16 protein-coding genes are annotated in these 13,820 nt (G+C 46.3%); 2 read left to right on the top strand and 14 right to left on the bottom strand.

What is annotated here, in order from left to right; translation table 11 throughout:
• Positions 1-12: 12 nt before the first annotated feature.
• From infB to KSZ58_RS15235, 8 genes are all read right to left on the bottom strand, one after another.
• On the bottom strand, positions 13-1,878 hold the full coding sequence (infB, locus tag KSZ58_RS15200; RefSeq protein ID WP_002609209.1) for a translation initiation factor IF-2: 1,866 nt from the start codon (positions 1,876-1,878) through the stop codon (positions 13-15).
• Between the two features lie 8 nt (positions 1,879-1,886).
• The gene (locus KSZ58_RS15205; RefSeq protein ID WP_002609210.1) at positions 1,887-2,180 is read right to left on the bottom strand and encodes a ribosomal L7Ae/L30e/S12e/Gadd45 family protein; all 294 of its coding nucleotides are present in this window, start codon (positions 2,178-2,180) and stop codon (positions 1,887-1,889) included.
• Positions 2,177-2,434, bottom strand: a complete 258-nt coding sequence (gene rnpM / locus KSZ58_RS15210) for an RNase P modulator RnpM (protein ID WP_009270373.1) — start codon at positions 2,432-2,434, stop codon at positions 2,177-2,179. Before rnpM ends, KSZ58_RS15205 begins: the two co-directional genes overlap by 4 nt.
• 22 nt (positions 2,435-2,456) lie before the next feature.
• Positions 2,457-4,157: a transcription termination factor NusA gene (gene nusA / locus KSZ58_RS15215; RefSeq protein WP_009270372.1), complete on the bottom strand. Its 1,701-nt coding sequence runs from the start codon at positions 4,155-4,157 to the stop codon at positions 2,457-2,459.
• Positions 4,158-4,175: 18 nt separating this feature from the next.
• Positions 4,176-4,643 carry a ribosome maturation factor RimP gene (rimP, locus tag KSZ58_RS15220; RefSeq protein WP_040014098.1) on the bottom strand — a complete coding sequence of 156 codons (468 nt, stop codon included), beginning with the start codon at positions 4,641-4,643 and terminating at the stop codon, positions 4,176-4,178.
• Between the two features lie 143 nt (positions 4,644-4,786).
• Entirely contained in the window at positions 4,787-4,957 is a 171-nt protein-coding gene (rpmF, locus tag KSZ58_RS15225; protein WP_002609214.1) for a 50S ribosomal protein L32, read from the bottom strand.
• A gap of 15 nt (positions 4,958-4,972) precedes the next feature.
• Positions 4,973-5,482, bottom strand: coding sequence for a DUF177 domain-containing protein (locus KSZ58_RS15230; RefSeq protein WP_002609215.1), 510 nt, complete (start codon positions 5,480-5,482; stop codon positions 4,973-4,975).
• Between the two features lie 154 nt (positions 5,483-5,636).
• Positions 5,637-6,575, bottom strand: coding sequence for an alpha/beta fold hydrolase (locus KSZ58_RS15235; RefSeq protein WP_008817154.1), 939 nt, complete (start codon positions 6,573-6,575; stop codon positions 5,637-5,639).
• A gap of 161 nt (positions 6,576-6,736) precedes the next feature.
• On the opposite strand from KSZ58_RS15235, the gene KSZ58_RS15240 reads away from it, so the two are divergent.
• Both KSZ58_RS15240 and KSZ58_RS15245 read left to right on the top strand, forming a co-directional pair.
• Positions 6,737-7,843 carry a nucleotidyltransferase family protein gene (locus tag KSZ58_RS15240; RefSeq protein WP_008817153.1) on the top strand — a complete coding sequence of 369 codons (1,107 nt, stop codon included), beginning with the start codon at positions 6,737-6,739 and terminating at the stop codon, positions 7,841-7,843.
• The gene (locus KSZ58_RS15245; protein ID WP_008817152.1) at positions 7,840-8,418 is read left to right on the top strand and encodes a YdcF family protein; all 579 of its coding nucleotides are present in this window, start codon (positions 7,840-7,842) and stop codon (positions 8,416-8,418) included. Before KSZ58_RS15240 ends, KSZ58_RS15245 begins: the two co-directional genes overlap by 4 nt.
• A 233-nt stretch (positions 8,419-8,651) precedes the next feature.
• Here the strand turns inward: KSZ58_RS15245 and KSZ58_RS15250 are convergent, their stop codons facing one another.
• The 6 genes from KSZ58_RS15250 to KSZ58_RS15275 form a co-directional block, all read right to left on the bottom strand.
• Entirely contained in the window at positions 8,652-9,125 is a 474-nt protein-coding gene (locus KSZ58_RS15250; RefSeq protein ID WP_009270370.1) for a GNAT family N-acetyltransferase, read from the bottom strand.
• A 449-nt stretch (positions 9,126-9,574) separates the two neighbouring features.
• The gene (locus KSZ58_RS15255) at positions 9,575-10,003 is read right to left on the bottom strand and encodes a hypothetical protein (protein ID WP_009270369.1); all 429 of its coding nucleotides are present in this window, start codon (positions 10,001-10,003) and stop codon (positions 9,575-9,577) included.
• Between the two features lie 35 nt (positions 10,004-10,038).
• On the bottom strand, positions 10,039-10,443 hold the full coding sequence (locus tag KSZ58_RS15260) for a hypothetical protein (protein ID WP_308125174.1): 405 nt from the start codon (positions 10,441-10,443) through the stop codon (positions 10,039-10,041).
• A 29-nt stretch (positions 10,444-10,472) separates the two neighbouring features.
• Positions 10,473-10,973: a GNAT family N-acetyltransferase gene (locus tag KSZ58_RS15265; RefSeq protein WP_009270368.1), complete on the bottom strand. Its 501-nt coding sequence runs from the start codon at positions 10,971-10,973 to the stop codon at positions 10,473-10,475.
• A 40-nt stretch (positions 10,974-11,013) separates the two neighbouring features.
• Entirely contained in the window at positions 11,014-13,215 is a 2,202-nt protein-coding gene (locus KSZ58_RS15270; protein WP_009587392.1) for a bifunctional (p)ppGpp synthetase/guanosine-3',5'-bis(diphosphate) 3'-pyrophosphohydrolase, read from the bottom strand.
• Positions 13,216-13,261: 46 nt separating this feature from the next.
• Complete coding sequence (locus tag KSZ58_RS15275) at positions 13,262-13,777, bottom strand: adenine phosphoribosyltransferase (protein WP_008817144.1); 516 nt, start codon at positions 13,775-13,777, stop codon at positions 13,262-13,264.
• Positions 13,778-13,820: the final 43 nt, after the last annotated feature.

Here is a 13,820-nt window from a genome sequence, read left to right on the forward strand (position 1 = left end):
ATCACCTTATGTTTATTCTGGCTCAACCTGCTGATCTTCATACGCCTCAATAACATCATCCACCTTGATATCGTTGAAGTTCTCGATTGTCAGACCGCATTCGTAGCCGCTGGTTACTTCCTTGGCATCATTCTGGAAACGTTTCAGTGATCCCAGCTTGCCGGTGTAGATAACCACGCCCTCACGAATCAGACGAACACCGCATTCCTTGCGCAGACAGCCATCGGTGACCATACACCCGGCAATCGTTCCCACTTTGGAGACCTTGTAAATCTGACGCACCTCAGCCTGTCCGATGACAACCTCTTCATAAACAGGAGCCAGCATACCTTTCATGGCATTTTCCATTTCTTCCAATGCCTTATAAATAATATTGTGCAGACGGATTTCAATTCCTTCCTCTTCTGCTTTTTTACGTACCAGCGCGTTAGGACGTACGTTGAAGCCGTAAATTACGGCATGGGATGCACTTGCCAGCAGAATATCGGATTCTGTTATTGCCCCCGCCTGAGAACGAATGACATTGACACGTACGCCCTGTACGTCGATTTTTTCCATGCTTGCACGAACTGCTTCCGCACTACCCTGTACATCGGCCTTGATAATCAGGTTGACCTCCTGTACTTCTCCTTCTTCAATCTGACGAGCCAGATCATCCAAAGACATCGCAGCGCCTGTCGCATTCCGTTCGGAAGCGATTTTGTTGTTCAGACGCGTTTCCGCAATCTGACGGGCTTTCTTTTCATGATCGAATGCCTTGAAGATATCTCCGGCAATCGGCACATCATTCAAACCGATAATTTCCACCGGTGTGGAAGGCAGAGCCTTCTTGATTTCACGACCGTGATCATCCGTCATCTTTCGCACCTTACCAAAGGCCGTACCAACAACGACTGCATCCCCGGTATGCAGGGTACCACCCTGTACGAGCAGCGTGGTAACAGGACCGCGCCCCTTATCCAGCTTCGCCTCGATAACCGTTCCGGTTGCCAGCTTGTTTGGATTGGCACGGAAATTGTATACCTCGGATACGACCAGAATGGTTTCCAGCAGATCACTGACACCGGTTCCGAATTTTGCAGAGATATCCGCGTAAATCGTATCTCCGCCCCATTCTTCCGGCATCAGACCAAGCTCACTCATTTCGGAAACAATGCGTTCACGGTTCGCACCGGCCTTGTCAATTTTGTTGACTGCAACGATAACCGGTACACCTGCAGCCTTGGCATGGTCAACGGCCTCCTTGGTCTGCGGCATGACACCGTCATCGGCAGCGACAACGATAATAACCAGATCGGTAACCTTGGCACCCCGGGCACGCATAGCGGTAAAGGCCTCATGTCCCGGTGTATCCAGGAAGGTAACCCGCTTTCCCTTTACATTTACCTGATAGGCACCGATGTGCTGGGTAATACCACCAAACTCGCCTTCCGTAACATGTGTCTTACGGATGGTATCCAGTAGCGTTGTTTTACCATGATCAACATGTCCCATGATGGTAACGACCGGAGGACGATTTTCCAGAAGGGCTTCATCCTCTGCCTCTTCCATCTGTTCTTCAAAATCACTTTCTTCTATAATAATTTCCTTGTGCACATCTACATTCCATTCCATGCAGACAAGCTCAATTGTCTCATCGTCCAGCGTGGAGTTGATAGTAACCATTGTTCCCATCATGAACAGCAGCTTGATAACCTCACTCGCATTGCGGTTCAGCTTTTCTGCCAGCTCTCCTACACTCAGCGGTCCGTTGTATGTGATTTCCTTTACTTCTACACGTTCCTTCTTCGGTGTAAAATTCGTGTTTGTGTTTCTTGATCGGTTGTTGTTATTCCCCTTCCGATTGTTATTTCCTCTTCTATGCTGTTGTCTTGCCATATAATCACCTAGCCTTTCAAGCAAGCTGCAATCTTCTCTGCAAATCCCTTGTCAAGAATTGCGATTGCTTTTCTGTTGCGATCGCCGATCGCCATATTCATCAATGCTCCATCCATGTAAACACAGGGAACCTTGTAAAAGCTGCATTTATCGTTCAGCTTCTTTTTCGCATTGTCACCGATATCCTCTGCCAGAATCAGCAGATGGACATGACGGGCACGAAGCTGCGTGTAGACGATTTCTCCGGTAGCCGTTTTTCTTGCACGTGCCGCCAGTCCCAGTATGCCCGTCACATCCTTCATTTGCTAAACATCTCCTTCAGCTTATCGTAGATTTCCTCAGGTATTTCACATTCCAGAGAACGTACCAGTGATTTTCTCTTCATCGCAGCCTCCAGCGCCTCTACACTGCGTTTCAGATAAGCTCCGCGGCCGTTGCGTTTTCCGGTTTCATCAATTTCAATTGTTCCCTCCGGTGTACGGACAATACGGATCAGCTCTTTTTTCGGAAGACTTTCATCGGTAGCCACACATTTACGCATCGGTATTTTCTTCATGTCGCATCTACCTCCTTACATCTTATTCTTCGTAATATTTATCATATTCATCGAAGTCGATTTCATCATGTATCCAGTCGCTCTCTTCAATCTCACGCTCTTCACGTTCGATTTCCGCAAGCTCCTCCTCAGAATAGATCGGCTTCATTTCATAATCCTTCTTGTTCAGGTCAAAGGTTGGCTTACGGCGCTCCTCTTTTTCCTCGTATTTGTCGTATTTCTTATAGCGTGGTTTTGCAGCGGACTTATCATCCTGCTTCGCTGATGCATCTGCCAGTGTCTCGAATTTGGAACGGTATTCCTGTTTTTCCTTCAGGTTCAGACCCTCCTGCTTCTGCTTTTCTCTGGCAATGCGGGCAGCCTTTTCCAGGTCGGTTTCTTCCTGCGGCTGTGCTTCCTCAACCACCTCTTCAACAGGGGCAGACACACTTGCTTCCTCAACAGCCGGTGACGCTGTGGCTTCCACAGGTTCACTGCTTTCATCCACAACCGGTTCACTGACAGCCTCTTCTGTTACAGCCTCCTGGAAGCTTACGCCTGCATCATCCAGACTGAGTGCATCCTGCGGCTGTGCGTTTTCTTCAAAGCGCTCCATCTGTGCAGCAAGCTTGGCCTCCTGCTGACGTGCCAGGAATTCCTCGCGCTGCTTCATTGCGATTTCCTTCCAGTTGATACCTGCTGCGTCCACATCGGTTTCCGCCTTGATATCGATTTTGTTTCCGGTCAGCTTTACAGCCAGCCGTGCGTTCTTTCCACGCTTACCGATAGCCAGGGATAACTGATTATCCGGTACGACAACGAGCAGTCCGCCCTTGCGCTCCTCACTCGGGATAACCGCCAGAACCTCAGCCGGAGACAGTGCATTTTTAATCAGCTCCGTCACATCCTCGCTCCATTCAAAGATATCGATTTTCTCTCCGCCCAGCTCATCGATGATAACCTGTACGCGCTGTCCTCTTGGACCGATGCAGGCACCGATCGGATCGATATTTTCATTGTGCGAATAGACTGCCATTTTCGTACGCTCTCCCGCTTCCCGCGCAATCGCCTTGATTTCAATAATACCCTGGAAGATTTCCGGAACCTCTTTTTCAAACAGACGCTTTACCAGTGTCGCATCCCCGCGGGATACCAGTACCTGTGCACCCTTGGTTTCCTTGTTTACCTCTGTGATTACCACACGGATCATTTCACCCTCACGGTAGCGCTCATTGGGTATCTGCTGATTTTTCGGCATCAAAGCAAGAGTCTTACCGATATTGACAACACAGAATTTCTCCTCGACAGATTCAATCGTCCCCATGACCATTTCCTCCACCTTATCGCAGTATTCCTCATACACCACAAGCTTTTCTGCCTCGCGGATTTTCTGCTTCATGACATTCTTTGCCAGAATAACAGCTGCGCGTCCCAGATCGGCTATACTGACTTCCTCTTCCACAACACCGCCGAGCTCCAGCTCCTGATTGACGCGCTTTGCGTCCTCCAAGGAGATTTCCAGCTCGTCATCCTCTACGTTTTCAACGATCAGACGCTGCTGATAGACCTTGATATCACCGGATTTTTCGTTGACATCCACGCGTACCAGCGCATCCGGTATTTCGATATGCTTACGGAATGCCTTTGCCAGAGCTTCCTGCAGGGCATCCACAACGACTTCCTTGGAAAGCTTTCTATCGGTTTCGATTGCCTGCATCGCAGCCATAAAATCTTTTAATTTCATTTTTTATTCGCATCCTTTCTAAATTTTCACAGACAGACGGATCAGTGCGATGTTATCCATCTCGATTTCCGCCTTCTTCTTCACGGCCTTTGCCATGTAATCCAGATATACCGTATTGTTTTCAAACGCTGTCAGGGTTCCTTTTACATCATCCATGCCAGCCTTTGGATTCTTTAGCTTCACATATACAAATTCGCCGATGGCATCCTTGATCTGTTCTTCATTTTTCAATTCCCGCTCTGCGCCGGGAGAACAGACCTCCAGAAAATATTCACTGGCAATCATATCCAATTCATCCAGCATCGCGCTGATTTTTTCAGACTGTGCAGCACAGGTATCAATATCCATACTGCCGTCCTTATGCATAATCGACACCTGCAGAATGCGCATACTGCCTTCGGTATGCCAGGCAACATCATACAGCTCTATACCGTCTTCTGCCACAAGCAGAGTGATCAGTTCTTTCAGTTTTTGTATTTGATCCATAACATTCTCCTTTACAAACATAATGAAGGAGTGGGCTTGACCCACTCCGGTTGAAGTATCTGTACATAATATACCACGAAACAGGTCAAACATCAACCTTTTTTCCAAAAGGCAGAAAAAAAGCCGCATGTACGGCCTTTACTCTATTTTTCTACGATGGTTTTTCCGTTGTATTCACCACAAGAACACATTTTGTGCGGCACCTTGTACTCACCGCAAGCCGGACATTTTACTAATGTCGGTGCAGCTAATTTATAATGAGTTCTACGTTTTGCTTTTCTTGTTTTTGAATTACGTCTCTGTTGAACAGCCATGTTAGCACCTCCTACTTAATCTTCCAATTTGAATTCTTTCAACTTTGCTAAACGAGGATCGATTTCTTTGCTTTTTTCTTTTATGTAATCTTCCTCTTTGACAACTTCCCAACCGTCACCTTTAGGATACTGTGTCAGTCCTTCCTTCACAATTTTCAGGGGAACCTCCATCACTATCAATTGAAAGATCACCGGCAATAACTCTACGACATCACCTTTAACTTCGTGTACATCTTCGTCATCTGTCTTTTCGAAGGAGAACACTTCTAAAGATTTTGTATGGAAATCATATTCTACATCCTCAAGGGTTATAGAACACGGTACTATCATCACGCCTTCAATATCCAGATCCGCAAATACGCGTTCACTGGAAGCCTCGTAATGAACATTCCCTGATACCGTAACATCCTGCAATCCTCTGATCTGATGCATCTTAGAAAATACCTCGGGCTCAAATCGGATCATTTCGTCAAATTCGATCGTTGCATCCTTCGCCTGCAGCAGTTCCATTCTGGACCATTTCAAAAGAATCACCTCGTTGTCTGACCTATCCTATTATAAGGAAAATCTGCGACAAAGTCAACACCATCTTCTCTTCCATAGGCTAGCTTATATATTAAACCACAAAACAGGAGGAATGAAAAGTATTTTTTTCATTTTTCTTTTCATTTCCGGGATTTTACGTATTTTTTTCTTCCACCTTTAAAAGAAATGCAGAAACATCCTCATATACAAGCAGATGATCCGGTTCATTCAGTATTTCATGACGCATGCCGTCAAACAGTCTGGCACTGACATCGCTGTAGCCGACTTCACGCAGAAGTCCGGCTGCCTCCTGAAACTTCCCGCGACGGATGATACAGGGATCCTCACTGCCTGCGATAAAGCGAATCGGCAGTGTCCTGTTGCGCAGCGTCCAGTTTTTGCGTTCATAGACATCCTGCATCAGGGAAAAGAGGTTTTCAAATCCGTTGAGGGTAAAGGTATACCCGCAAAGCGGATCGTGGTCATAGGCACGCACAACCTCCATGTCCGAGCACAGCCATACATTGTCGCTGCCCTCCTCTGCAAAGCCATCACAATGATTACCGAATGCCATCTTCTGTATAAGCGGGCTGCGATAGTGTGCACCCTTCATGCACTTCATAAGCTTGCACAGCAGCTTTCCGGCACCGGCAGCCGGATTTTTGCTGGGACTGCCGCAGACAATCAGTGCATCAATGGTATCATCGTAGCGTTTCAGATAGGCTCGTACCGCCAGTGAGCCCATGCTGTGTCCAAACATATAAATCTTCAAGGACGGATACTCCCTGTGCAGCTGCGCATTCAGCTGCCGGATATCTTCTATCAGTGCCGCAGCTTTCGTTGTGCCCATATAGCCCAGATCATCTTCCCTGCGAATACTTTTGCCATGACCGCGATGATCATGCAGCACACACAGATATCCCAGCTCTCCAAGATACTGCATAAAGTCCATATACCGCTCCTTGTGCTCCGCCATGCCGTGTACCAGCTGGATGATTGCCCGGGGCCTGCCTGCAGGCGTGCAGCGCAGCACGGATATCTCTAAAGCATCCGCATCGCTGATAAAGCTGTATTCCTGTAATGTTGTCGTCATTGTGCTCACTTCCTTATACCTGCATTGTATCATACTTGTGTCAATTTCAACAGCATTGCCCGCAGCATTTTGACAAAGCCGTAAATGTGTCAAAAGCAGAAGCTGGCAGTAGTCATACAACAATCGCTATGGTATACTGAAAGACAGCAGGAGGTGATACCATGCGAAGCTGTGGAATTGTAACAGAATACAATCCGTTTCATAACGGACATCGCTATCATATCGAGCAGGCACGCAGAGTTTCCGGCTGTGATGCCCTGCTTGCGGTCATGTCCGGAAATTTCGTACAGCGGGGTGAATGCGCCATCGTTGATAAATGGACACGTGCAAAGGCGGCGATCCAGGCGGGATGCGATCTGGTGATTGAGCTTCCCTACCCCTATGTTGTGCAGCGTTCGGACATCTTCGCAAGGCAGGCAGTGGCGCTGCTACAGCTGGCCGGCATCGATACGCTGGTCTTCGGCAGTGAAACAACTGACATGCAGCAGCTTCACCGGTTGGCGGATACCTCTTACGAGCACTATCAGAAGCAGAGAAAAAACGGTATTTCTATGGCTAAGACGCTGGAAATGGTGCATGGACGTGTTGCCAGTAATGATATTCTAGGAATGGCGTATCTTCGTGCACTGAAGGACAGCGCAATTCAGCCTATCGCCATACAGCGCACCAACGGTTACCATGATGAGGACATTCAGCATGCCATCAGCTCTGCGACTGCCATACGCAGAGCCGTTAAGGAGAAAAAGCCGATCAGCCATACAACACCCATGGCAGAGGATTTGCAGGAAGGGGTTTTTATGGAGGACTATTATCCTTATTTGCAGACGCTGCTGCTGTGCACACCGGCAGAGGAATTGAAGAAGCGCTTACTGGTGGATGAGGGTATGGAGCATATGCTGCAAGGCAATGCCCGCAAACACATGGACTACGGTTCCTTTCTACAGGCATGCATCACACAGCGTTATCCACGCAGCAGTATCCAGCGAAGTCTTACCCATATTCTGACCCATACGGATAAGCAGGAAATCGACAGCCTTCCCCCCTGTACCTTTCTGCGGATTCTGGCATTCAATGATACCGGAAGGGCGTATTTGCGTGAGCTGAAGCAAAAGGAAATCGCGATCGCTTCCGCCTTTCATCAGATTCCAAAGGAGCATCGGGAAATTTTTCTGCGGACAACTGCCGCATACGCCTGTGCCTTCCCGTTATCCAAACGAAAGGAAGTCATGGACAGCGAGCTGCGCAGTCCCATGTACATCACATCATGACAGGTCTGCTTACACTTGTGCTGCTTGTGGTTGCAGCAAATCTTATTCTGTATCATTATTTCCCTGCCCCGCCAAAGCCACAGAGTGATCGAGTATACGACGTGGCGATTGTCCTTGGCAGTCCGACAGAGGAGAACGGCAGTCTGTCCCGTGTGCAGAAAACACGGATGGATGCGGCAATTACATTGTATAAAGAAAAGCGGGTCCGCTGTATTCTGATCAGTGGCGGCAGTGTGCGAAACACTTACACGGAAGCGGATATCATGGCGGCATATGCAATCAGATGCAGCATTCCAAGCGCAGCGCTTCTTCTGGAACGTCAGGCGAAAAACACCTATGAGAATCTGCTGTATGCAAAAACACTATGTGATGCACATGCATGGAAGCACGTCATTGTTGTGACCAGCTGCTTTCATGTGCGCAGAGCCAGCTATATGGTACGGAAATTCTTTGATGACTATGTGATGCAGAAAACCGCAGAAAAGGAAAAATGCAGGCATTATATAACTGAATACTTCCGCATGTGGAACAGTCTTCGCTGTGAGTTGATGCTGTATAGAAAAAGGAAGCGCTGAATTTTTTCGGTTATCAGGATTACAGACAGGTGTTATCTTCCTGGCAATGCCCGCTTTTCATTCATAGTGAAAAGACCCCTCAGATGACAAGAGGGGGTTTTTCTTCTGTTTGTGTCATAATAGAAGCATCATGTGTTTCCGGAATATACAATATCAAAAGGATTTACCGTATGATGACTTCAAAGCCTTACTCATCATACAAAATGCAATTTGATGAATTTTGAAAAATTTGATTACTTCAAATTGCAAACCATAATATATTCTTCTTCATTCTTATCCACAATTTCAAAACCAACCCGTTGATACATTCTGACTGCATAGTTTGCTTGCTGAACAGCAAGAGAAGCCTTTCTATACCCTTTCTCCTGTAAAACTACAAGCATTTGTCTCATCATCTCTGTTCCGATTCCAAGACCTCGATATTCCTTGTATAGGGAAATTGCAAAAGAAGGAGTCCGATCATCAATATGTCCGTAATCATTCATTATGCGAGTCCAGACTGCACCAACAACTTTTCCATCAATTTCTGCAACGAAAGCATTATCATCTTCTTTGCCAAACTCACTGATGTACAGCTGCAATTCAGGTTGCTTTATAATATCTCTCGATGGCGAATCCACACCCTCTGGAATGAATATTGCTTCATATAAAAAATCTTCCAGTATCTTATACTCATTTGAGTTTAATTCTCTAATCGTATACTTCATTTCTTAACCTCTTTATGAATTCCTGTTTTTCTCACTTCTTCACTGAATTCATCAATCAATTTCATATTTAGAAGTGGGTATACATTGCCTTGTTCATCACACCAGTCCTTTTCCATATTTTACATCCCATATATTCATAAACCCTTTTGCAAGAGGGTTTTGTTCATTTACTCCAGATCATTCACTGAAATATTTATCTATTGCGTATGTAAGCAATTCTCTGCCCAAGCCTTTCCCTTATCCGGGACCTGATTTTCGTTTTCTTCAATAACGGACAAGGTATCTCTTTTATGCCTGTTGCACATATTTTTTCATACACACTTTTCTTCCTCTGTTATGAAGAAATGCTGCTCTGTCAATGTTGAATCCCTATCTGATGCTTTGATAATTTTCGTGTTTTTCATCTCTGCAACTTATAATTCTGCTAGATAAGCTGAACTAGTCACTCTTTAATATCCGTAAGTCATTAGTTTCCATTCCCCACCTTCACTCCGAGCTAACCACCAAGACCATGTATATTCCTCGTTAGGTTCCCAAGCCCCGCCACCTTTTTTCGGAGAGCGAAAGCTGCTATCAAACATAATACATTGTGTAAAAATCTGCTTATTATCATTAGCTCTCTCTAAATCGTTCATCCATGCAATATTTTCTTCATCCCTACAAACATCATCGGATGAATATGAAAGAGTATACAGCTCACATCCCTCAAACGATTTGAAGGTTTCTTTTATAGTATCTATTGCAGAATCCATATCTTCTTTTGTGTAGATTGCAGATGTTCCATAATCAATCTTTACATTTGTTGTCACAGCGTTTTTGCATCCGACTAATGTTACGATCAGCATACAGCAAACTACCATCTCTATCACTTTCTTCATGAGTTTCCCTCCGCAAATTCTAATAACACTGTTTTTTACAGCGCAGTAGCCCAAAAGCAAATTGCTGAAATCAGCGAAAGCGGTGTCATAACAACTTTTTCTTTCTTACTTTTTGAAATACAATTCATAACGGTATTTAACGAAAGATATGCCGCCATAATAACACAAATTATTTTTGTTATATTCCGGGAAAACCATAAAGGAACGATCCCTCCCATTTGCAAAATTATGATTACAAAAAACATTTGCAGTACTAACTGAAGCACTAACACGATTCTGAGCTTTTTCGGAAAAACCTTATATCGTCCTCCCATTGTTAATTCGCCCAATGGCAGTCCACATATCAAAAGAACAGATAAGATAATTACCACAGAAAACGTACTTGCACCTATTATAGCTATCATCATAGTCTCCTCTTCAAATTCAAATTCAGCAATCACACCAGCTGCTATGATACCGGCATAGAAAGCTATACGGCCTTTTCAAACGGATAGATATATAAAGCTGTTGTAAAGTCGGGATGAAATCGCCCTATTTTGTACAGCTGAAATCCGTTTCGCTCATACATCCTTCGAAGCTTATCCTTATGCTCGCGCACATCCAGACGCACGTCGGGATAGCCTTCCCTGCGTCCCTTTTCAATAAAATATTGAATCATGGCATCCGCATAGCCGTTTCCGCTGTACGCGGGGTCCACACAGATTTTATGCAGATACAGTGATGTCCCCTTTTCCATGTCCGGCCAGTACAGGGCATCCTCATCCACGATGAACAAACCGCATACCGCCTTCTCATTTACGGTTCCTACATAATAATCCGCAATTGAATACAGCTTGGAAAACGCCTCCCAGCTCACCTCATCCGGATTCCACTGATGGATGCCGTGCGCATCATTATAACGCACCCTTCTTCCATACATCGCCTCGATTGCCGGCTTGTCCGCTTCTCTTGCCTGTCGTATGTGCAGCATAGCCTCATCCTCCCTTTCAAAAAGACCTTCTAGGAAGGTCTTACTGTATCACTCGTTCGACGGACTTCACACTGTTCACCTTTTGCAGATTCGCCATCAGACTGCGCAGATGCTCGGAATTTTCTACGACCACCGTCATTTTCGTCGTCGCGGATATCCGGTCCTCCTCCACTGTGGAATCCACATGCTGCAGACCGGCCTTGCACTGAGACACGACCGTCACAATATCACTCAGCAGGAAATTGCGATCCGTGGATTTGACGATCAGCTTGACCTCATAGGTCTTCTGCTCGATATTCTCATCCCATTCCACCGGAATCAGCCGCTGCTTTTCGTTTATAATATTCGGGCAGTCGGCACGGTGTACCTTAACACCTGCCCCCTTGGTAATATAACCGATAATTTCATCCCCCGGAACCGGTGCACAGCATGCCGCAAGACTGATTTTCATCGACTCGATACCGGCAATGCGGATGCCGGTAGCGGACGGCTTCTTCTTGCGTTCCTGACGGTTAAACATCTTTGCCAGCTCTTCATTATCCAGCGGAACACTGGTCTTATGCTTCACCAGACGGTCGATAACCGATGGCAGCGACACCTGCTTCACACCGATTGCGTACATCAAATCCTGATAGGAATTAAAGCTTAGGGAGCCGGCAATGCTTTCCAGCTTTTTCTGCTCGGTATACGTATCCGCATCCAGATTCCGCCGTTTCAGCTCCTCGACAAGCAGCTCCTCACCCTTTTTGATATCCATGCTGCGGCGTTCGCTTTCCTGCTTCTGGAAAAAGGAACGGATTTTGTTTCTGGCGTGTGCCGATTTCACGACCTTGATCCAGTCTTCACTTGGACCCGGCGACTGCTTGGAGGTACGGATGTTGACAACATCCCCTGTTTTCAGCTTCGTATTCAACGGCATGAGAACACCGTTGATGGTCGCTCCTACGGTATGATGTCCGACCTCAGTATGCACGCGATAGGCAAAATCGATCGGAGTGGAGCCATTGGGCAGCGCAATCACCTTGCCCTTCGGTGTCATGACATACACATTTGCTTCAAAAATATCCTTCTGCAAGAGATTCATGTATTCCATGGCATCATCATTGACCTCATCGCTCATGACACTGAAATCCTTAAACCAGTGCAGCTGTTCCTCGATTTCCTTCTGATGCACCTCGCGTCCGCCATTGATGTTTTCCTTATAGCGCCAGTGCGCCGCAATACCCTGCTCTGCCACGGCATCCATCGCTTCGGTACGAATCTGCACCTCGAAGATATTGCCATCCTCCGCAACGATCGTCGTATGCAAGGACTGGTACATATTCACCTTCGGCATGGCGATATAGTCCTTGAAGCGTCCCGGAATCGGTCGGTACTTTGCATGGATATAGCCCAGTGTTTCATAGCAGGCAGTATCGGTATCCGTGATAATACGGATCGCCAGCAGGTCGAGAATTTCCTCAAACCGCTTGTTTTTCGTCATCATTTTCTTATAGATGCTGTACAAGTGCTTGCTTCTTCCAAAAATGCGATAGCCGATATGATGGGCATCCAGCAGAGAGCTGATATCGGCAATCATGCGCTGCACCTGCTCATCACGCTCTGTCTTGCGCTTTTCTACCAGCTTTGCAATCTCATAATATTTTTCCTTGTTCAAATACTGAAAGCACAGATCCTCCAGCTCGTTTTTGATATCACTAATACCGAGACGGTGTGCAATCGGCGCATAGACCTCCAGTGTTTCAGAAGCTATTTTCTTCTGCTTTTCCGGACGCATATACTGCAGTGTGCGCATATTGTGAAGGCGGTCTGCCAGCTTGATCAGTATAACTCTAACATCCTTTGCCATAGCAATAAATATCTTACGATGATTGCTGGCGAGATATTCTTTTTCATCCTTGAATTTCAGGGCACCGATTTTTGTGACCGACTCTACCAGAGAGGCGACTTCCTCTCCGAACATATCACTCATTTCCTGAATGGTAACGTCACAGTCCTCCACCACATCATGCAGAAAGCCTGCCGCAATCGTCTTTGGTCCTGTACGAAGCATCGTCAGTATGTAGCCGACCTGTATCGCATGAATAATATACGGCTCCCCGCTTTTGCGGTACTGCCCCGTATGATTTTTCTCAGCACACAGATATGCTCTCGTGATCAGATCGATATTTTCTTCTTTTTTGATATATTTTCTGACCTCAACCATCATTTCATCAAAGGTCACGACATTCTTACTTACCATAGTATCACCCGCATTCAAGAAAAGGGGAAGCTCCCCTTTGTTTTTATTATTCGTAAGACATTAAGGAAAATACATTAAAATCCTTTAAATGCTCCCGGCCCTTCAAGCCCGCAAGCTCAATCAGGAATGCACAGCCGGCAACCTCTCCGCCCAGCTCCTGTACGATTTGAATGGTCGCATCCACGGTACCGCCGGTAGCCAGAAGATCATCCACGATCAGCACCCGCTGTCCTTTTTTGATGCCGTCCCTGTGAACGTGCAGCTCATTGCTTCCGTATTCCAGATCATAGGATACGCTTACAGTTTCTCTTGGCAGCTTTCCCGGCTTGCGTACCGGTACAAATCCGATTCCCAGCTCATAGGCGACCGGACAGCCGAAGATAAAGCCGCGGGATTCCGGACCGACAATGACGTCGGCTTTCACGGATCTGGCAAAATCAATCACCTTATCACAGGCCTCCTTAAACGCCTTCCCATCCGCCATCAGCGGCGTTATATCACGAAACAAAACCCCTTCCTGAGGAAAATCAGGAATACTGGCAATATAATCTTTAAAATTCATGTGTGTAGCCTCCTAGCACTTATGCATGTATTATATCAAATTC

The organism is Erysipelatoclostridium sp. DFI.2.3 (assembly GCF_019132535.1).
Lineage (GTDB): Bacteria > Bacillota_I > Bacilli_A > Erysipelotrichales > Erysipelotrichaceae > Clostridium_AQ > Clostridium_AQ innocuum.